Genomic DNA, 18,590 nt, shown 5'->3' with positions numbered 1-18,590 from the left:
TCCACAAAAAAACTTGCAAAGACATCCGAATAGATGACTCTTCAAACTAATTGACGAGACGTCCTATAAGGAAGGACGTCCACACAAAAACCTCACTCCCCGTTAGGCCCTCCCGGGCACCCCAGGCGAAACCGCCAAGGGCGGGAAATGAACTGGCAATCATATGAAAATGACAACTTGCATAAAGAAGTAGTACAAACACGCTCTTGAGTTCTCAAACCACCACACCAGCCAAGCGAACCCCGGAACCAGCCGAACCGGAGGAACCGGACCGCTCAGCGGCAGCGAGTAAGTAACTTACACGACTCCCCCGGATCACGCAAACCAGACACCGGGCGACCACCCGAAAACCCTACGGAACACTCGCATCCATCGGCGTGTCGCACACACCCAGAAACAAGCCCCGAACACCGACCGGGGCCATGCGGACGCCCCGAAAACCGCTCCCGGCACCCCGACCATCGGCGTGTCGCGCGCCCGAACGACGACGGGCCCCACGTCACGCACCGTGCCAAACACCGCGTCCCATGTCAGACCCCGTGTCAGACACCACGCCAAACGACACCGCGCCACGGACGAGGTCCCGCGGCCGCCCATCTCCGCCCCGCAAACGTACGATCACCACAACGCTGCGACGAAAAGCCATCGGGAAACACGAAACCGACGCACACGGACGCCCACGACGGTCGATCATCGCAACGTTGCGACGGCGGACCATCGAGGGAGCGCAACTGGCACGCACAACGGTCGATCATCACAACGTTGCTATGGGAAGCCACCGGGGCAGGGACCGGACGACGCGCAGGATGGTCGATCATCGCAACGTTGCGATCGATGGTCGCGCCAGGCAGCGCGCCAATCAGGAAGCGTCCCGGTCAGGAATGCGTCTCGGAAGACTCCCGTCGAACGAAGCCTTTGGTACGAACGTCCAGGCGGGCAGCCCCCGGAAGACAGACCCCGGCAACCGAAGATCGACAAACGAAGAGCCAGGTTTTTGGAGAAACCGCGGAACCGCAACGCCTCGATGAGAAACCCGCCCCTTCGCTTGCCGCCAGATCCTGCAACGTTGCGATGAACGACCATCGGAAACAGCATCCGCGACACCTAACCTGGTCGATCGTCGCAACGTTGCGATTCCCGGTCGAGTGCCGGCCCGCGCCCCGCATCCTCCGAATCCCGGCAAACGAAGAGCCGGGTTTTGGGAGAAACCGCGGAACCGCAACGGCGCGACGAGAAACCCGCCCCTACGCTTGCCGCCAGATCCCGCAACGTTGCGACGAACGACCATCGGAGACGGCATCCGCGACACCCAACCTGGTCGATCACCGCAACGTTGCGACGAACGACCATCGGAGACGGCATCCGCGACACCTAACCTGGTCGATCATCGCAACGTTGCGATCTCGGGACGCGGGTTCTGGGGCATAGTCCGGAAAGACGCCGCCGCGGAAAAGACGCCGGCTTAGGCAACCGCGGCGCAGAAACGAAAAAGGCCGGTCGCGATGACCGGCCTCAGTGGGTGGAGCTAAGGGGATTCGAACCCCTGACCCTCTCCATGCCATGGAGATGCGCTACCAGCTGCGCCATAGCCCCAAGTTGTGCATGCATGAACAGTGGGCGATGTAGGAATCGAACCTACGACCCCTTCGGTGTGAACGAAGTGCGCTAGCCGCTGCGCCAATCGCCCGGCGCTGTGCAGCAGTCATGCATGCCCGTCGGATTGCTCCGGCAGAGTGGGCGATACAAGATTCGAACTTGTGACCCCTTCCGTGTCAGGGAAGTGCGCTACCTCTGCGCCAACCGCCCGGGTCTGCTGCGAGCGGACAACGGGACTCGGACCCGCGGTCTCAACCTTGGCAAGGTTGCGCTTTACCAACTAAGCTATGTCCGCATGCTGCCCTAACAGGCAACAGATGGAGATAATACACGACCATCGCGCGAAGCGCCAATCGAGCGCGTCTTCGGCGTGTCGCGATGGCGCGACGTACGGTACGACGCCATGCTGCGACGCCACGACGGAGCGTCATCGCGGCGGTAAGTCGGTGCGCCTCCAACGACGCAACGGGTATGATCGTACGGCTTCGCGATCACGACATCACGCCGCCCCGCCAAACATGCGTCGGCGCCGTCGGGCGGAAAGTAACCCGGCGGCGCCGATGCAAGTCAGACGCAGTCAGCCGCAGTCAGCCGCGCTTCTCCACGAGCGCCTCGGACGCCTCGTCGAGCGTGTCCATGATCGCGTTCTGCGCTTCCTTCACGTACGCGAAACCCTTGGCCGCGGAGAACCTGGACTTGGCGTCCGCGTTCTCGGACACGGCGCGCGTGGCGTGCGCGATAGCCACCAGCAGGTTGGGCAGCTGGGAGGAGGGGATGTCGTTGCCGAGCTCGCCGTAGAAGCGGATGGTCTCGACGTCGTTGGGGTTGGCACCGTTGCCGGGAGCGGCCTTGAGCGCTTCCACGATGCCACCGAGGTACTGACTCATAGGATATTTCGCTGCAATGCTCATGCCTCCTACGGTAGGCGGATCGCGGCGAAGCGGAAGGGTCGGGCGCAAGATTTTACCGTGGGGCAAATCGGCGTTCAGAACGTCAGCACCTCGCCGGTGACCACGCACACGTTGTCGTCCACGGCGCGCTGCGCGAAGATGCGATCCACCCATGCGCGATGCGCCGGATAGTCGGGGCTGTCGGGCAGCGGGCTGTGCGAGTGCGAGTCCATGAAGGCGCGCCAGGAGTCGAGCGTGTAGCGGATCGGGTTGGCGAATTCGCGCACGGCGGGGTGGCGGAAATATTCGGTGGTGGTGCGACGCACGTGGTCGACGCTGCCGGCGAGCGCGGGGCCGCCGTCCCAGTGGCGCATGCCGGAGTCGAACGACGTGCGGTTGTAGATGGAGACGAGCAGGATGCGACGATCGCCACGCCCGCCCCGATCGCCACACCTGCCCCGATCGCACCGTGCGATGCGCGCGCATTCGGCGAGGAACGCGTCGTGGCGGAACCAGTGCAGCGACTGCGCGCAGGTGACGACGTCGACGCTGCCGTCCGGGAGCCCGGTGCGTTCGGCGTTGCCGTCGACCACGGTCACGTTGGGCAGGTCGGCGACGGCTCCGCGCAGCGCGGCGCGCATGTCCGCGTCGGGTTCGACGGCGAACACCGGGTGGCCGAGCGCGGCCAGCGGCACGGTGAACTTGCCGGTACCGGCGCCGATGTCGGCCACGGTGACGGGCGAAGCATCGGGCGCGGCGGCGGGTACGGGCAGACCTTCAGTCGCGGACGCCGCATCAGGTACGGACGAGCCGCCGATCAGCGTGCCAATGTACGCCATCGCCTCCGCCGGATACCCCGGTCGCGCCTGCGCGTACGCCTCCGCCTTGCCGTGGAACTCCGTGCGATCCGTGCGATCCGTCTTGTTCGCCGTGTCCGTCATCGCGTCTCCCATCCGAACGATTCCGAGGATTCCGTCGATTCCCCGTCGCCTCTCAGCGTAGGCGCGCACAGCCCGAGAGCGTACACACCAAGAGCACACGGCCCGGGCGCGCGTCAGACGTTCTTGGTGCTCACCAGCAGCAGCACGCCGGCGATGCTGTTGAGGAAGATGAGGTTGCACACGCCGAATCCCACGGTGTTGGGGCGGTCGCCCTTGTACAGGGACCACGTGTGCACGGTCATGGGGATCATCCAGATCAGGGGGACGAACAGCCAGCACAGGGCCACGGTGGTGAGCAGGTTGAGCACGAACGCGATGAGACGCAGGGTGCGGTCGGTGTCCGTGAGCGTCACGCCGGCGCCGTATTGACCGTACTGGCCGTACTGCTGGCCGTACTGCTGCGGCGGATACGGCTGCTGGGGCACGGGCGACTGCGCGTACGGGAACGGCTGCGACTGCGGGGCGTAGCCGGGCTGCTGCGGGCCGGGGGTCTGCGGCTGCGCGTACGAGGTCTGGGCGTAGGCGGTCTGGGAGTACTGCGCGTAGTTGGGCTGCGCGTAGGGAGGCTGACCGTAGCCGTTCTGCGGGTAGCCGTTCTGCGCGTAATCGTTCTGCGGGTAGGGCGACCCGTAGCCCGACGTCTGCGCGTACGGCTGCTGCGGTTGCGATTGCGACTGCGGCGCCCGGTGCCGACCGTGGCCCTGCGCGGGGTCGTAGTCGTGGCCGTAGTCGGATGGCGCGGATGGGCGATCGGACTGCCAGTCGGCCTGATCGGTGTTGTTGTCGGCATCGTCGTCATCGTCATCGTCGCGAGACTTGGGCGCCGGCGCGTAGTACTCGGCCCACGCCTCGCCGTCCCACCAGCGCAGCCTGTCGGGGTCGCCCGAGGGGTCGGGGTACCAGCCGGGTTGTGCCTCAGCCTCTGCCATGACGTGTGCCTCCTTGTACGTTGCACGGTGACGCAGGTCGCGACCGCGCGATGCGATACGCCCAACGATACTCTGCGCCTGCGCCGGGGTTCGTTGCAGATTTGGCAGATCCGACCATCACGCTAGAGCGCCGATCCGCAGATTTGGCAGAAGCGACCCCGGAGAGCCCCCAAAACCGCGCTACGAGGTCAGATCTGCCAAATCTGTGGAAACGGGAGGTGCGCTGCGCAAAAACGATGGTCAGATCCGCCAAATCTGCGTACGGTGCGGGCCGAACGATGCAGATCAGCCACACCGAGCAACCGCACTGACCGACTGCACTGACCAACCGCACAGATTTGGCAGATCCGACCATCGCACTGGGACGCCGATCCGCAGATTTGGCAGAAGCGACCCCGGAGAGCCCCCAAAACCGCTCTACGAGGTCAGATCTGCCAAACCTGCGGAAGCGGGAGGTGCGCTGCGCAAAAACGATAGTCAGATCCGCCAAATCTGCGTACGGTGCAGGCCGGTGACGGCTGAAGCAGGCTGCACCGACCGGCTGGAGCGGCAACGAAAAACGGATCGGTCCCGCAACCAGAGCAGCTGGCTGGGGACCGATCCGTTGATCAGCACGTCACGCCGGGCGATCGACCGTCAGGCGTTGAGCGCGCGCTTGGTGGCGCGCGACTTCATGTAGACGGTGCCGGCCGCCGCCGCGATGAGCACCGCGATCACCGAGAAGATCGCCGTACCCGCCGCACCGGTCTTGGGCAATTGCGTGATGTTCTGAATGTTCTTGTACTCGAATGGCTTGCTCGTACTGCCATCCTTGCCGGTCGCGGTAAGCAACTCGTTATCACCGATCTCGGAGACCTTGAATTCCAGCGTATTGTTGACACTCGCACCGTCCTTCACCTGAGTGACAGTCAGCACAAGGCGCGCAGCGTAATCGTCAAGATACGGGCTCGGGACGTCGGTCTCGAAGATTAGGTACTTTCCGGGCGTCAGATTCGAAAAACTGAAGTTACCCTTACCGGTAGAGACCTGCTCCTGAGACTTAAAAGTCGCATCGAACTTATTAGCGGACTTCCATAGCGCATCAAACGCATTCTTATCGGCAACAGATTCATTTTCGTCAGCAAGCTTCTTAATGGTGAACTTCGCGCCATTAAGGTAAGCCGAATCGCCGTTAACGCCCTTCTTGACAAAGTTGATATCCGGGTAGCAATTGTCGTGTTTCGTGGTCTTCACCTCGGCAGCACCATTAGGCACATTCCCTTGTCCGCTTGAGTTCTTGGCATCAAGGTTCAGCGTACCGTCAGCATTAGAAATGCCACTGGGAGTGGTAATACGTGTACCAATGATGATGTCCTGCAGAGGACCATAGGTCGTAGTGCAATGAGTGCTGCTGTCAACATCGGTCGTATATTCTGTGGTCTGATCCACCAGAAGATACAAGCCAGGATCTCCAAGAGAATTAGTCCCAAAAGTCAAAGACTTAGGATCAGCAGAAGAATCCAAGATCGGAGATACCGCATTTGCCGAGAGAGCGAATCCGGTCTGCTCTTTCAGCTTTGCAACGAAGGCACGCCAAGTTTCTGATTTGACAGTCTGTCCCGCAAACCAAGCAAGCGGATCGCCTTTACCGGTAAAATCAGTGTTCTCGTAGCCATCAAGCGTCTTGATGGCGTTCTCCACCGGGGTCTTGAGGCTGTCAGGAGTCGCCAAGGTCAGATTCGGCCCCGTCGTCGAGTCCGGCGTCAGCTGGTATGCGGCGAGCTTCACGTACTTGAACCGTCGCGCAGTGGTTCCTTCGGCGTTCGAGGTCAGGTCATGCACGTCAGCGGCCTTCAGCACAATCGTCCCCTCCGCTTGGGCAGCACCTGCACCATCCGCCGCACTGGCGGGGGCGGTGCCGAGGGCGAGGCCGGCGAACAGTTTCCTCATCTTCATGAGAGAACCCTTCTTTCTTCTTTCTGTGTTTCTTCTGCAATGGTTCGGTTGTGGGGGTCGCGGAGGCTGGAGTCGGACGCCGACGTACCCGTACCGGCGCACGTCCGTCCGCATCGGCAGTCCGTTGGATTGCCGTGCGGCGGCCGCGTTCCGCGATCCGCAAATACTGTGTTCGGGTCAGATCGCATGGCGCCCCTTCGGTGTGCGCCCCATGGAGGTCCCGAGTCCTGATCCGTGCATCGGACGCGCATGGCTGCCGTTTGCGAAGCTCGGACCACCGCTAGGCCACGTAGGTGCCGATGTGAACACCATCGCCCCCGTGCCTGCGTCGCCTGCGATCGCCGCCATCCGACGCCGACGCGCGTCGAGCAGCGCCGCGACAATGCCCGCCGCAGCCACGAACGCACCGCCGACCGTCATCCAGTCGCGCGCCGTGCCCGGCCCGCCCGTCAGCGGCAGCGCCGCCACGGCCTTGTAGTTGAGGATGAGGTTGGCGGACGTATCGCTGTCGTCGCCGCACTCCGTGGTGTTCGCATTCGTACCGGATGCGAACAGCGACGCGAACGTGACGGACGACGACGTGGTGGCCGACGAATCCGCCGGGCAGATCTTGACGAATTTTAGAGTACCGGTCGGGGCCGTGGAGTCGATCACGAACTCGTACACCGTGTCGGTCTTGATGTAGCCCGTCGGCGCCTCGGTTTCCGTGAGGTGGTAGTAGTAATGCGTGTTCGCGTCACTTGGCAGCGCGAAACCGGCCACCTTGAACTTGCCGGCGGCAGGGTCAAGGTCGGCGTAGGTGGGTGTTGCGCCGTTGGCGCTGTCCAGACTGTTCTGATGCGAGCCGCAGGGGTCGTGCGCGTTGGGCTCACTGGTACAATCCGTTACCTTCGCCGTCACAGGCTTCACGCCGCTGATCGTTTTACCGGCGGAGTCATACGGACCGGAGATCTCCCACTCGGCGCCCGAGAGCGGATCACCGTCAGGGTTGTCCGCAGCCACCTTGCTCCACGCCACCTGCGTGCGCTTGTTCGGGATGTTGTTGCTTGGCAACGGGTTGGAGGAGCCGTCGGTCGGGTACACAGCCACCTTGGCGTCGGCTTTGTCAGTTGATGTGATGGTGAACTGATACGTTGTCGATGCCTCGGGATGCCAATAGCCATCAGGCACGACGATTTCCTTCAACTGATAGGTGCCGACTTCGTCGAGTTTGATGGAGAAAACGCCAACCGCACCGTTGGTATCGGCGTAGGTCTTGGTCGTACTGGTGCCATCGGCGCACGGCGTGGCCTTGGTATCATTCGACGGATCGACGCAGTCGGTTACGGTACGTGCGGTATGATCAATCGGTCGGCCTTGATCGTCAAGCTTCGTCACGGTCCACTCGGAACCGCCGACCAGCACACCACTGTTGTCTGCGTCGACCTTCGACCATGACACACCGGGAAGCGGCGTGTTGACGATGTCGATGTCGACGTTCTCTGTGGATCGTCCCTGAGCGTTGTTCCACTTCGCCTGCGCATTGTTCACCTTGAACGTGTGTTGCGTGCTATCGAGCTGATAGCCGGTCGGAGCCTTGCGCTCGGTCAACGTATACGTGCCGTTGGCCAGATTGTTGATGTCGAAGCCGCCGCCGACCGGGTTGTTGTCGAAGCCGGCGTACGCGTAGTCGTTGCCGGCATTGGAGTCGTTGGCGATGTTGTCCTTGACGATGGCCGTGCGGGTGACGGTTGTCGTGCCGTCCTTCGTCTCGACGGTCTCCTCCCAGCAGGCGCCATCCGCGTAGCCGGTGCCGACGAGATTGCCGTCCTTGTCCGTCGGGCAGATCGTCGGGTAGAAGTCGGTGTTGAACGGGCCGCCCAGTTCAGTATTCTTACGAGCTGCATCCTCCGAAACACCGGTCCCCGTGGTGCTCAGCGTCCACTCGGAACCCGCAAGCGGAGCCGGGTTAGTGGTGTTGTTGTCCACCTTCGACCACGAAGCCGTGTACGGGGTGGAGAACTTCACGTCGCCGTTGGTGGCGAACGCGCCGCCGGACAGACGCGCGGCATTGCCGGTGAGCACCACGGACGCGCTGTTGAGCGCACCATCCTTGGCGGCGGCCCACTCCTCGTCAGACATGCCGTCGGCCTTCTGGGCCTTGAGAGCGATGCCGGTGGTAAAAACGCCCTTATTATCGCTCGATGCCTTACGCGTCAGATTCAGAGTGCGGACATGATCCGTGTACTCATCATCCGGGATCTTCTCATTGCTGCTGCCTGTTTCGCTGAACCGGTCACCGGTCATCGTCACGGCAAGGTTGGTGCCACCGCCGTCGTTGCCCTCAGGATTGGTATAGTGACCGTGCCATCCGCCCTTGGACTGGATCTCGGGATCCTGGAAATAATCCTGGAAGCCGCTGGCCGACTTGAGTGGCGTGCCATCGTAATACCAATCCACAACCGTCTTGGTGCGATCGGTGAACCACGTGTTCATCAGCTGGAAATTGGTACTTCCGATCTCGCCCTTCCACATCGGGTTCATGATGGCAAAGTCGTCGCCGGCCTCCGTACCGGTTCCGTTTACCGTACCATACTGCTTATCGCTGCCACCGTTATCCCAACTTACCAGTGCATCACCAGTAAACGGCTTGTCATTCGGATACGGGGAACGATTTGCTTCATTGTTCAGGTCGATGGACTTGTCCACCTTATTGTCGAACAACGCGATGTTGCCGCCCTTGGACGCAGTGCCGGTACCGGACGGGCACAGCCACAGTCCGCCGCCGAAGTGGCCAGCGACATTGCCCGTCGCCACGGCCTTGGCAATGTAAGTCAAGGTGCCGGCCTCAGTGTAGACAGCGCCACCCAGATAGCCAGATGTGTTGTTCCTGAACTCGCCGCCCATGATGTACGCGCGGGACGAGTACTTTTGAGTCTCGTCTGTTTTCTTGTTGTCGACGCTGCCTTCCTGCAGGAAGATCGCGCCACCGGCGCTGCCGCGGAACGCGGTCTTCACCGTGCCATCCGCAGTATTGGTTTCACGCTGCTCGACGCCGGCGTAGTTGTTCTCGAACAGCGGCTTGTTGCCCTTGGCATCGTTCTGGAGCCAGAACACACCCTTGACGTAGATGGCGCCACCGCCGTCCATGTATCCCCAAGTGCGCGTGTAGTTGCCGTTGAACGTAACCTTGCCCTGCACGTTGAGCTGACCCGCGGTCACGTAGATCGCGCCACCGCCCGCCTTCCAGTTGTTGCCCCAACAGGCATCCGCCTCGCCGCTCGTGGTGTTGCATTGCGCTGGATTGCCATCGGCGTCACGCACATTGTGCGCATTGCCTTGGAACGTGACCGTCTGGCCATCGGCGGGAACGATGGTGGTGGAACCCCCATCCTGTGAGATGGCGCCGCCACCAATCCCGTAGGCGGTGTTGTTCTGGAACGTACCGGCACTGACCGTCAGCTTGCCGTTGTTGTGGATGGCTCCGCCTTTGGAATTACCCGCATTGCCGGATGCATTCCCGGAAAACAGCGGGATATTGCCGGATTGGGCGTCAATGATCATGGTGCCCTTCGCCGCGTTCTGCATGATGACGCCGCCGGCCATGTTCGACTTGTTGTTGAGGAACTGACCGCCGTGGATCTCGACCTTGGAGATGTCGCCGTCATATACGTACAGCACGGTTCCTCGCGTACCCTTATTGTTCTGGAACGTGCCGCCGTTGATAACGATAGTGCCGCCAGTCTCCTGATGGATGATGGCGCCGCCCTGCGAGCCATCGCCGTACGTGGTCACGATGTTCTGGAACATGCCCGCATTGACGGTGACGGTACCACCATAGCTGAGCGCAAGCGCACCCTTATCCACCCACCGTGATGTATTCGAACGTGCCGGCGTTGACGGTGAGAACACCGCCATTGTTCACCGTGGCAAAGCGCCGGACGGCAACGGCGGCGGCGGTGCCGGAGTAGGCGAACTTGTCGTTCGCATCGCTGCCGATGGCGAGACTGGCGCCCTGATTGATGATGAACAGGGAATCGCCGGTGACGTTGCCGGCAGGCCGGATGGCGGCCGGCACAGTACCGTCCGTATTCGCAGGAATGGCCGTGACAATAGTGATCTTATGGCTCGGCACGATGATGCTGACGTCGGACGGGACGTCGGTCACCGACGCAGTGATGGTCACGGTGGCGTCTGCAGTCGCACCTTCCACACATTCCTTCAGCTCGGTCCAGGTGGTGACGGCGGAGCAGTTGGCGGCGGCGACGGCTGCGGGGGCGGGCTGGGTTGCTGCGGTGTCGGCAGTGGGAGACGATGCGGCATTGGACGCGGACGCATCGGCGGAGGACAGCTCGGCGGGAGGGGTCGGGACCGTGGTGGTTTCCTGCGCGGGGGCCGACGAGGTGATGTTCGGTGAGATGCTTGATTGCGCATTGACCGTCACATCGGGGGTTAGTTCGGGGGTGCCTACAACGTCGTCGGCAAACGCACCGGCCGCCACCCCGAAGGTGACGAGCATCACGACGGCGGAAACTGCAGCGGTCAGCCTTCGCATCGCACAACGCGCCGGCCGTCGCGCCGCGCCCTTGCCGCTCTCTCTGCTGTTGGACATACGAGTCTCATCCCACATTTCGAAAACCTTCTAGACCCCTTACTATACCCCCTAAATCAGCAGGACCGCGGCCAGTGTGTATCGTTTTACACCTGTCTCCCCGCACCAGCGCGCAGGCTCCTCGAGCACAGCCCGACGACAGTATCCCACTGCTGGCAACGATTGACGGCATGCACGCACGGCGACACACGAACCGCAGCCATGAAAACCGTGGCAAAAAAATGTCGCAACACGCACACAATCGCACATGCCGAACGTTAGTATTCACGATCACACAGGCGCATGGCCTCACCTCCGCCCATCCGCACGCCCACACACCCCAAACCTCCCCCATTCCCCCGTACACTGGGACGCATGCATATTGTCATGATCATCGCGGCGCTGGGCGCGGCGCTGTCCGGCGCGGAGCACGCAAGCTTGTACGTGCTGCAGACGCGGCACTGGCTGGAGCCGCGCACGATGGACTTCTTCGGCATCACCTCCGCGGAGGACGCGCGCGCCACACTCAAGGCCGCACGGCAGCAGGGGCGCTACAACCTCATGCTCGCCGCGATGGCCGTGGCGGGCGCGCTGCTGCTCATCCCGAGCGCGCAGCCGTGGCCGATCGTGGCCGCCACGCTCATGACCGCGTCCACGCTGTGCATGACGTTCGCGGCGCTCATGTCCATCATCGCCGAACCGTACCGGCGCAAGTGGGCCACGCTGCAGCTCGTGCCGCCGCTCGTCACGCTGGCGCTCCTCGCGGTCGCGCTGCTCGGCTGACGGACGACGGCTGACGATCGGTGCGGCATCATCCCGCGGCATCGTCCCGCATTCCGCTCCCATCCCGCGGCGTGCGTAGGATGGGCGCAGAACGCAACAACACAACAACGCAATCGGACACCAACCCGGAGCAAGGAGCGGCATATGACCGGCGGGGACATCGGATTCATCGTGGCATGCGTGGTGCTGGCCCTGTGGGGGTCGGCGCTGCTGTTCGCCGCTGAATGGGTGTGGGATCTGGTGTGCCGCGTCACCAACACCTACACCGATCCGAGCCGCGGCGCGCTGCTGTTCGCGCGCATCTGCGGCTTCGTCCTCTTCGTGTTCGGCATCGGCGCCGTCGTGATGAAGGTGATGTAGCGCTCACGCTCCGACAGCTCACAGCCAGTCGAGCGGCGGCTTGACGCGCGGCGCGGGGAACCGGGCGTCCAGCTCGGCCAGATCGCGCGTGTCGAGCTCCAATCGCGACGCGGCCACGTTGAGGCGCATGTGCTCCACGGTGCCGGCCTTGGGGATCGCCACGGTGCGCCCGTCGCGCATCGCCCACGCCAGCAGCACCTGCGCCGGCGTCACGCCGTGCCTGCGCGCCACCCCGCGCACCGTCGGGTCGTCCAGCACGCCGTACGCCAGACGCCCGCCCTGCGCGATCGGACAATACGCCATCATCGCCACCCCGTGCGCGTCCATCCACGGGCGCAGCGCCACCTCCGTGCCGCGCGACTCGATGTGGTACAGCACCTGATTGACCGCGCAGGCATCGCCGCCGGGCACGCGCCACAGCGCCTCCATGTCCGCCACGTCGAAGTTGGAGACGCCCCAGCGGCGGATCAGCCCGTCCGAGCGCAGCGCCTCCATGCACGCCACCGTCTCCCGCAGCGGCACCGAACCGGGCCAGTGCAGCAGATACAGATCCAGATAGTCCGTGCCGAGCCGCTCCAGCGACGCCTCGCAGCTCTCGCGCATGTGCGTGCGCCCGGCGTGCGACGGCATCACCTTGCTCACGACGAACAGATCCTCGCGCCGGATTGAAGGCTCGGCGCCGCGCAGCGCCTCCCCCACCAGCGTCTCCGCGCCGCCGTCCGCGTACAGCTCGGCCGTGTCGATGAGCCGCGCGCCGAGCGCCAGCCCCTCGCGCAGCGCCGCGACCTCCGCGTCATGCCTGGACGGGTCCTCGGCCATGTGCCACGTGCCCATGCCGAACAGCGGCATCGCGCCGCCGTCGCGCAGCGTGACGGTCCGCCGCGTCGCCCGCGTCGCGTCCGACGCATGGTCCGCCGCACGGTCCGCACGGTCCGCGGTACGGGCAGGTCCCTCGTAGATGTCCATCCCGGCCTCCTATCGTCATCGATCGGGGCACTTACTCACACCGCTTCCACTGTAGACTGCGCGGTCTACGGACGACACCGCTTCCCAGCCCATTGCCAGCATCTTCCCAGCGCATGAGCAGCATCCGCGCCTCTCCCGAACGCGGGGTACGCCTAGGATGGGCCGCATGGATGTCAACTTCGCCCTGCAGTGGCTGCATGCCAACTCCGGCAAACTCGTGTTCTTCGTGCTCGTGATGGTGGCCGCGTTCGTCGCCAACCGCATCGTGAAGCGGTGGATGCGGCGGCTGCTCGACAAGACCGACGTGCCCACCGCCACGATCTTCATCAACATCGTGCGCGTGGTGATCTGGATCGTGGCCATCAGCATGGTGCTGCAGCCGGTGTTCGGCATCAACCCCAACACCATCGTCACGGCCCTCGGCGTCGGCGGCGTCGCGATCTCGCTGGGCCTCAAGGACACCATCGCCAACGTGATCGGCGGATTCGGGCTGATGCTCGGCAAGGTGATCCAGCCCGGCGACGAGGTGACCATCGCCAGCGCCACCGGCACCGTGAAGGACATCACGTGGCGACACACGGTGATCCGCGAGCGCAACGGCAACGAGCTCGTCATCCCGAACTCCGTGCTCAACACCAAGGAGCTCAAGAAGATGCCGGCCGCCAACGAGGCGCTGGTCAAGGTGCCGTTCACCGCACGCGCCGGCAGCGACCCGGACGCGGTGAGCGCGCGCATCACGGCCGTGGTGGGCGCTGCCACCGCGGACATGGCACTGGACGGCTCCAATCCGCTGGTCAAGTTCACCGGATTCTCGCCGTACGGCATCGAGGGCGAGGTGTGGGCGTTCGCGAAGCCGGGCGTGTTCGCCTCCACGATGCAGGACGCCGTGGTGCGCGCATTGGCGGACGCGGACTTCCTGGAGCAGCGCGCGGCGATCGGCGCGTAGGACTCAGCAGACCGCCGGCGGCTACCAGCGGCCGGCGATCGGCGTGCCGCAGTCGGGGCAGTGCGCCGTGCGGACGTCGTCGGCGGCCGCGTTGCCGGTGGCACCGCCGATGCCCGCGGCATCGTCGGTATCGTCGCGCACCAGCCGGTCGGACTCGATCCGGTACCAGTCGCGCTCGATCAGCGCCGCACCGCACTCCGGATTCGGGCAGTACGTGGTGTCCCCCTCCGGGAAGTGCACGTTGCCGGTGTACACGTAGCTGAGCCCCTCGGCGTACGCGATCTCGCGCGCGCGGATCAGCGTGGCCAGCGGCGTGGGCGGCACGTCGCGCATCTTGTAGTCGGGGTGGAACGCGCTGAAGTGCAGCGGCACGTCCGTACCGCAGTGCTCGCGGATCCACGCGCATTCGGCGTGCAGCTGCGCGTCGTCGTCGTTGCGCCCGGGGATGAGCAGCGTGGTGAGCTCCACCCACACGCGCTCGCCCGAAGGGGTGCGCGCCTCGTTCACCGCGTATTCGATGGTGTCGAGCACGTCCTGCAGATGCGTGCCGGTGACGCTGCGGTAGAACTCCTCGGTGAAGCCCTTGAGGTCGATGTTCGCGGCGTCCATCGCGTTGTAGAACTCGGGGCGCGCGCACGCGTTCATGTAGCCGGCGGTCACGGCGATGGGGTGCAGGCCGCGTTCGCGGCAGGCGTCGGCGGTGTCGATGGCGTATTCGGCGAAGACGATCGGATCGTTGTACGTGAACGCCACGGACCGCGCGCGATGCCGCACGGCGAGGTCGGCCACGTCGTCGGGCTCGGCCTCGGTGGCCACGCGGTCCCAGCTGCGCGCCTTGGACAGGTCCCAGTTCTGGCAGAACCGGCACGCCGAGTTGCAGCCGGCCGTGCCGAAGCTCAGCACGGAGGAACCCGGCAGGAAGTGGTTGAGCGGCTTCTTCTCCACCGGGTCGAGGCCGAATCCGGACGAGCGGCCGTACGTGTCCAGCTCGATGCGCCCCTCGTGGTTGGAGCGCACGAAGCAGAAGCCCCGCTGCCCCTCGCGCAGCTTGCATTCGCGCGGGCACAGGTCGCACTGGGCGCGGCCGTCGTCCAGCTGGTGCTGCCAGCGGCCGAACACCGGATGCATGATCCGCGCTCCCGTTTCCGTGCCCATGTCACCTCCCGTTGTCCGAGGTCCTCATCCGATAGGTCCCGTCCGACGCGCCGCGCCGAACCGTCGGCGCGTGCGTCGTTGTTGAACTTGTTGAACGTTACTTCCGCATGCTACTTCCGAACGTTACTCCCGATATGCGTGAACAGTGTATCGCCGCGCGATGATCCGCCCGTCGTCCCAGTCCAGATCGGCGGGCAGACCCGCCTTGGCCAGCAGATGTCCCACAAACGCGTGCGGGTTGGGCAGCTCGTCCCACACCTGCGGCAGGAACGTGGCCGCGTGCCCGTGCGCGTCCTCGATGATGAGCCCGTCCATGCCGGGGCGCAGCGCGGCTTCCAGCGCCGCGCGGGACGGCACGTGCTCCATGAGTTCGGGCACGCCCAGCACGGACACCTCCATGCGCAGCAGCGGATACTCCTGCGCGGAGACGGGACGGAAGCGCGGGTCGCGCATCGCGGCGTCCACGGCGTGCTCGGCCACGTCACGGCCGAGGGACTGATGCGCGATGATCGAGCCGATGCAGCCGCGCAGTCGCCCGCCTTCGGTGAGCGTGACGAAGCTCGCGCCGAGCCGGTCCAGCCACGGATGCGCGGCGATCAGCTCCGCGGCGGACGGTCCGTCCGCGGCGATGCCGAGCCGCTCGGCCAGGGACGCGCGGGCCACGCCCAGCAGCACGGTGGCGGCGTCGGCATCGGAGTCGGTGCCGGGGCGGGGGCTGGTGCCGAGGTCAGTGCCGGGATCAGTGTCGGCATCGTGCTCCCACAGCGCCCACGCCGCGTAGCCCACCACGCGCTCGTCCGGGTCGCGCATCGCGGGACGATCCTCGCCGGCGAGTGCCACCACGCCGTCGTCGCCGGAGGTAGAGCAGCCCAGGAACTCGAGATCGACGGTGGCCGAAGCGCCGTCCGCGGCATCGACGCCTGCGGCATCGCCACCTGCGGTGTCGCCGTCCACCGCGCCGATGCTGCGGGCGATCACGTCCAGCAGGCCGTTGATCGGATACGCGCCGCACGCCCGGTCCGGCGTGATCGGGAAGTCGAACGCGCCCACGCGGCGGATCGTCTCGTCGTCGATCGCGCGGGCCTCGCGCTCGGGGTGGTAGTGCGAAAGGTCGGAGCTGATGACGATCACCGTCTCGGGGCCTCCCCACAGGGCGCGCAGCACGTCGCCCACCTCCTTGGGCGTGGCGTCGCCGGCGTTGAGCGGCACGATGGAGACGTCGCCGCCGAGCGTGCGCTGGACGAACGGGAGCTGCACCTCCACCGCATGTTCGCGGGCATGGGTGGGATCGTTGACGATGAGGCGGGTGCTGCCGGCGTCCAGCACGCGGCGTTCGGCCTCCACGTCCACGGCGAGCGTGCCGAGCGGGGTGCGCCAGGCGTCGGCGGTGCTCATCGCCACGCCGCGCACGGCCACGCGGTGCGTGGGGCCGACGAGCACCACGCGGCGGACGGTGCCGCGGCCGGCCTCGAGCAGCGCGTAGGCGAGTGCCGCGGCGGTGCCGGAGTAGACCCAGCCGGCGTGCGGGACGATCACCGCCTTGGGCCACGGGCGGAGGTTCGCGCGGGCCGGTTCGCCCGCACCGCCGGACGCGCCCGTACCGCGGTCGCGGTCGCGCAGCAGCCGGCGCGCGTAGGCCAGTTGTTCGTCCAGCATCGCGGTCGCCTCGCGCGGATCCGCCGGGTAGAAGGCGCCCGCCACCGCCGGCGGGCGCACGCGCCGGAATCGGCCGTTCCCTGCCTGCTCGTTCCCCATGTGTTCGTTCCCCACTTGTGCATTCCCCATCGTTGCCTCTTCACTGACGCATCGAATCACTGACGCATCGAAAGCCGTTCGGATTCCGATTTTCATCGTAGTGCGCGGTTGCTGGATGAATGCTGGAGCAACAGAAGGCAGCAAGGCTTTGGGAACTATCTGATCTTGAGCGCTCATGACACACTCAGAAGAAGGGTCCCTTCTTCTGAGTGTGCCCGGCAGGTATCGAGCCCGAAAACCGCGCATCGGCCGCCGGAAAATAACCATTTTTTGAGGCAGACGACGCGGGTCTACCCGGAGGTGACACTCAGAAGAAGGGTCCCTTCTTCTGAGTGTCCGCCCGCATTCCCGCTTCCGCACGGATGCGCACAGCTCCGCGCACCAATCCGCACGGTCCCGCACAACCCCGCACAGCCCCGCGCCCCTTGCACCGCCGCGCACCGCTGCCGCAATAAAAACGCCCGGACACGCATCGCACGATGCATGTCCGGGCGTCCGGCAAATCACCGAAACCGATGAAGCCGGCAGAATGCAGGCCGCCGGCATCACGGCAGGAGGAACGCGCTCAGCGCAGCACGCCCTCGATGAGGCGCGTGATGAGCTCGGTGTAGCTCACGCCGGTCGCCTCCCACGCCTTGGGATACATGGAGATGGGTGTGAAGCCGGGCATGGTGTTGATCTCGTTGATCATCACCTCGCCGTCCGGCGTGACGAACGTATCGACGCGGCTCAGACCGGCCAGATCCAGCGCCTTGAACGCCTTGACGGCGGTCTCGCGCACGCGCTCGAGCGTCTCGGCGGGCAGGTTGGCCGGCACCTCCACGTGGGAGGCCTCGGAGTCGGTGTACTTGGAATCGAAGTCGTAGAACTGGTCGTCGCCGGCGTTGCGACGGTCGAGCACGATCTCGCCCGGCCAGCTGGCGGCCGGCTCGTCGGTGGGCTTCGGGGCCAGCACCGCGCACTCGATCTCGCGCGCGTTGATGCCCTGCTCCACCAGCACCTTCCAGTCGTGCTTGCCGGCCTCGTACACGGCGGCGATCAGCGCGGCCGCGTCGCCTTCGCGCTCCACCTTGGTCACGCCGAAGCTGGAGCCGGCGCGGGACGGCTTGACGAACAGCGGGTACTTGAGGCCCGCATCCTGCACCTGCGCGAGCACCGCGTCGGCGTTCGCCGCGAACTCGGATGCCGCGTCGAACAGGCGGGTGTCCAGCGTGATGCCGGGCGCGGTGGCGATGCCGGCCGCGTTGAGCACCACCTTGGTGAAGTGCTTGTCCATGCAGGCGGCGGACGCGAACACGCCGCAGCCCACGTACGGCACGTTCATCATCTCGAGCAGGCCCTGCACCGTGCCGTCCTCGCCGTACGGGCCGTGCAGCACCGGCAGCACCGCGTCGATGTGGCCCAGCGAGACCGCGGCGCCGTGGCGGCCGTGGCCGGCGGCGTCGGTCAGATCGGCATGCTCGCCGGCGAAGAAGCCGTCCTGGCCCAGCGCGATGTCCAGGATCACCGGACGGGACTCCGGCGTGACCTTCACGGTGGGCAGCTCGGCGCCGTTCAGGTCCCAGCCGCGCGGATCCTCGCCGTTCACGATCCACTGTCCGTCCTTGGTGATGCCGATCGGCACCGCTTCGAACTTGTCCGTGTCCAGCGCCTTGAGCACGCCGGCGGTGGAGATGCACGAGATGGGGTGCTCGTCCGCACGCCCGCCGTACAACACCGCAATACGCTTCCTGGCCATCTCCGTTAACTCCTCTTCCGTCCGGG

Annotated in this window: 13 protein-coding genes and 4 tRNA genes; 3 read left to right on the top strand and 14 right to left on the bottom strand. The window is 65.0% G+C overall.

Annotated elements, in window-relative coordinates:
• Positions 1 to 1,520: 1,520 nt before the first annotated feature.
• The 10 genes from G1C96_RS06410 to G1C96_RS06365 all read right to left on the bottom strand — a co-directional run bounded on the left by G1C96_RS06410 (position 1,521) and on the right by G1C96_RS06365 (position 10,882).
• Positions 1,521 to 1,593, bottom strand: a tRNA-Ala gene (locus G1C96_RS06410).
• A 21-nt stretch (positions 1,594 to 1,614) separates the two neighbouring features.
• Positions 1,615 to 1,687: transfer RNA gene (locus tag G1C96_RS06405), tRNA-Val, on the bottom strand.
• A 47-nt stretch (positions 1,688 to 1,734) separates the two neighbouring features.
• Positions 1,735 to 1,806 (bottom strand) — tRNA-Val (locus tag G1C96_RS06400).
• 12 nt (positions 1,807 to 1,818) lie between these two features.
• Positions 1,819 to 1,891 (bottom strand) — tRNA-Gly (locus G1C96_RS06395).
• Between the two features lie 292 nt (positions 1,892 to 2,183).
• A complete protein-coding gene (locus G1C96_RS06390) occupies positions 2,184 to 2,483 on the bottom strand; it encodes a hypothetical protein (RefSeq protein ID WP_169275817.1) in 300 nt (99 codons plus the stop codon).
• A 98-nt stretch (positions 2,484 to 2,581) separates the two neighbouring features.
• The gene (locus G1C96_RS06385; protein ID WP_169275816.1) at positions 2,582 to 3,427 is read right to left on the bottom strand and encodes a class I SAM-dependent methyltransferase; all 846 of its coding nucleotides are present in this window, start codon (positions 3,425 to 3,427) and stop codon (positions 2,582 to 2,584) included.
• 113 nt (positions 3,428 to 3,540) lie between these two features.
• On the bottom strand, positions 3,541 to 4,356 hold the full coding sequence (locus tag G1C96_RS10365; protein ID WP_169275815.1) for a DUF2510 domain-containing protein: 816 nt from the start codon (positions 4,354 to 4,356) through the stop codon (positions 3,541 to 3,543).
• A gap of 636 nt (positions 4,357 to 4,992) precedes the next feature.
• Positions 4,993 to 6,291, bottom strand: a complete 1,299-nt coding sequence (locus tag G1C96_RS06375; RefSeq protein WP_169275814.1) for a SpaA isopeptide-forming pilin-related protein — start codon at positions 6,289 to 6,291, stop codon at positions 4,993 to 4,995.
• A gap of 177 nt (positions 6,292 to 6,468) precedes the next feature.
• Complete coding sequence (locus G1C96_RS06370) at positions 6,469 to 10,080, bottom strand: prealbumin-like fold domain-containing protein (RefSeq protein ID WP_169275813.1); 3,612 nt, start codon at positions 10,078 to 10,080, stop codon at positions 6,469 to 6,471.
• Positions 10,081 to 10,129: 49 nt separating this feature from the next.
• Complete coding sequence (locus tag G1C96_RS06365; protein ID WP_169275812.1) at positions 10,130 to 10,882, bottom strand: hypothetical protein; 753 nt, start codon at positions 10,880 to 10,882, stop codon at positions 10,130 to 10,132.
• 354 nt (positions 10,883 to 11,236) lie between these two features.
• Between G1C96_RS06365 and G1C96_RS06360 the strand changes: the two genes are divergently transcribed.
• Positions 11,237 to 11,644 (top strand): DUF1304 family protein, encoded by a 408-nt coding sequence (locus G1C96_RS06360; RefSeq protein WP_169275811.1) that lies wholly within the window; start codon positions 11,237 to 11,239, stop codon positions 11,642 to 11,644.
• A gap of 144 nt (positions 11,645 to 11,788) precedes the next feature.
• Positions 11,789 to 12,004: a hypothetical protein gene (locus G1C96_RS06355; protein WP_169275810.1), complete on the top strand. Its 216-nt coding sequence runs from the start codon at positions 11,789 to 11,791 to the stop codon at positions 12,002 to 12,004.
• An 18-nt stretch (positions 12,005 to 12,022) separates the two neighbouring features.
• Here G1C96_RS06355 and G1C96_RS06350 read toward each other — a convergent pair whose 3' ends face one another.
• Positions 12,023 to 12,970, bottom strand: a complete 948-nt coding sequence (locus G1C96_RS06350) for an aldo/keto reductase (RefSeq protein WP_169275809.1) — start codon at positions 12,968 to 12,970, stop codon at positions 12,023 to 12,025.
• A gap of 166 nt (positions 12,971 to 13,136) precedes the next feature.
• Here G1C96_RS06350 and G1C96_RS06345 point away from each other — a divergent pair, with 166 nt between their 5' ends.
• Positions 13,137 to 13,916, top strand: a complete 780-nt coding sequence (locus G1C96_RS06345; RefSeq protein ID WP_169275808.1) for a mechanosensitive ion channel family protein — start codon at positions 13,137 to 13,139, stop codon at positions 13,914 to 13,916.
• 21 nt (positions 13,917 to 13,937) lie between these two features.
• Here the strand turns inward: G1C96_RS06345 and amrS are convergent, their stop codons facing one another.
• The 3 genes from amrS to G1C96_RS06330 all read right to left on the bottom strand — a co-directional run bounded on the left by amrS (position 13,938) and on the right by G1C96_RS06330 (position 18,564).
• On the bottom strand, positions 13,938 to 15,071 hold the full coding sequence (gene amrS, locus G1C96_RS06340; RefSeq protein WP_169275807.1) for an AmmeMemoRadiSam system radical SAM enzyme: 1,134 nt from the start codon (positions 15,069 to 15,071) through the stop codon (positions 13,938 to 13,940).
• A 123-nt stretch (positions 15,072 to 15,194) separates the two neighbouring features.
• The gene (gene amrB, locus G1C96_RS10360; protein WP_205832073.1) at positions 15,195 to 16,826 is read right to left on the bottom strand and encodes an AmmeMemoRadiSam system protein B; all 1,632 of its coding nucleotides are present in this window, start codon (positions 16,824 to 16,826) and stop codon (positions 15,195 to 15,197) included.
• A gap of 565 nt (positions 16,827 to 17,391) precedes the next feature.
• Positions 17,392 to 18,564, bottom strand: a complete 1,173-nt coding sequence (locus G1C96_RS06330) for a D-alanine--D-alanine ligase family protein (RefSeq protein ID WP_169275805.1) — start codon at positions 18,562 to 18,564, stop codon at positions 17,392 to 17,394.
• Between the last annotated feature and the right edge of the window lie 26 nt (positions 18,565 to 18,590).

It is taken from the genome of Bifidobacterium moraviense, assembly GCF_012932365.1.
Taxonomy (GTDB): Bacteria; Actinomycetota; Actinomycetes; order Actinomycetales; family Bifidobacteriaceae; genus Bifidobacterium; species Bifidobacterium moraviense.
Note: the sequence above shows the minus strand (reverse complement) of the source record. Positions and strands in the feature narration are given on the sequence as shown.

Excerpts from the sequence above, each read along its gene's own strand:
- G1C96_RS06390 (WP_169275817.1), bottom strand. The coding sequence starts at position 2,483 with ATGAGTCAGTACCTCGGTGGCATCGTGGAAGCGCTCAAGGCCGCTCCC.
- G1C96_RS06385 (WP_169275816.1), bottom strand. The coding sequence starts at position 3,427 with ATGACGGACACGGCGAACAAGACGGATCGCACGGATCGCACGGAGTTC.
- G1C96_RS10365 (WP_169275815.1), bottom strand. The coding sequence starts at position 4,356 with ATGGCAGAGGCTGAGGCACAACCCGGCTGGTACCCCGACCCCTCGGGC.
- G1C96_RS06375 (WP_169275814.1), bottom strand. The coding sequence starts at position 6,291 with ATGAAGATGAGGAAACTGTTCGCCGGCCTCGCCCTCGGCACCGCCCCC.
- G1C96_RS06370 (WP_169275813.1), bottom strand. The coding sequence starts at position 10,080 with ATGTTCCAGAACATCGTGACCACGTACGGCGATGGCTCGCAGGGCGGC.
- G1C96_RS06365 (WP_169275812.1), bottom strand. The coding sequence starts at position 10,882 with ATGTCCAACAGCAGAGAGAGCGGCAAGGGCGCGGCGCGACGGCCGGCG.
- G1C96_RS06360 (WP_169275811.1), top strand. The coding sequence starts at position 11,237 with ATGCATATTGTCATGATCATCGCGGCGCTGGGCGCGGCGCTGTCCGGC.
- G1C96_RS06355 (WP_169275810.1), top strand. The coding sequence starts at position 11,789 with ATGACCGGCGGGGACATCGGATTCATCGTGGCATGCGTGGTGCTGGCC.
- G1C96_RS06350 (WP_169275809.1), bottom strand. The coding sequence starts at position 12,970 with ATGGACATCTACGAGGGACCTGCCCGTACCGCGGACCGTGCGGACCGT.
- G1C96_RS06345 (WP_169275808.1), top strand. The coding sequence starts at position 13,137 with ATGGATGTCAACTTCGCCCTGCAGTGGCTGCATGCCAACTCCGGCAAA.
- amrS (WP_169275807.1), bottom strand. The coding sequence starts at position 15,071 with ATGGGCACGGAAACGGGAGCGCGGATCATGCATCCGGTGTTCGGCCGC.
- amrB (WP_205832073.1), bottom strand. The coding sequence starts at position 16,826 with ATGGGGAACGAGCAGGCAGGGAACGGCCGATTCCGGCGCGTGCGCCCG.
- G1C96_RS06330 (WP_169275805.1), bottom strand. The coding sequence starts at position 18,564 with ATGGCCAGGAAGCGTATTGCGGTGTTGTACGGCGGGCGTGCGGACGAG.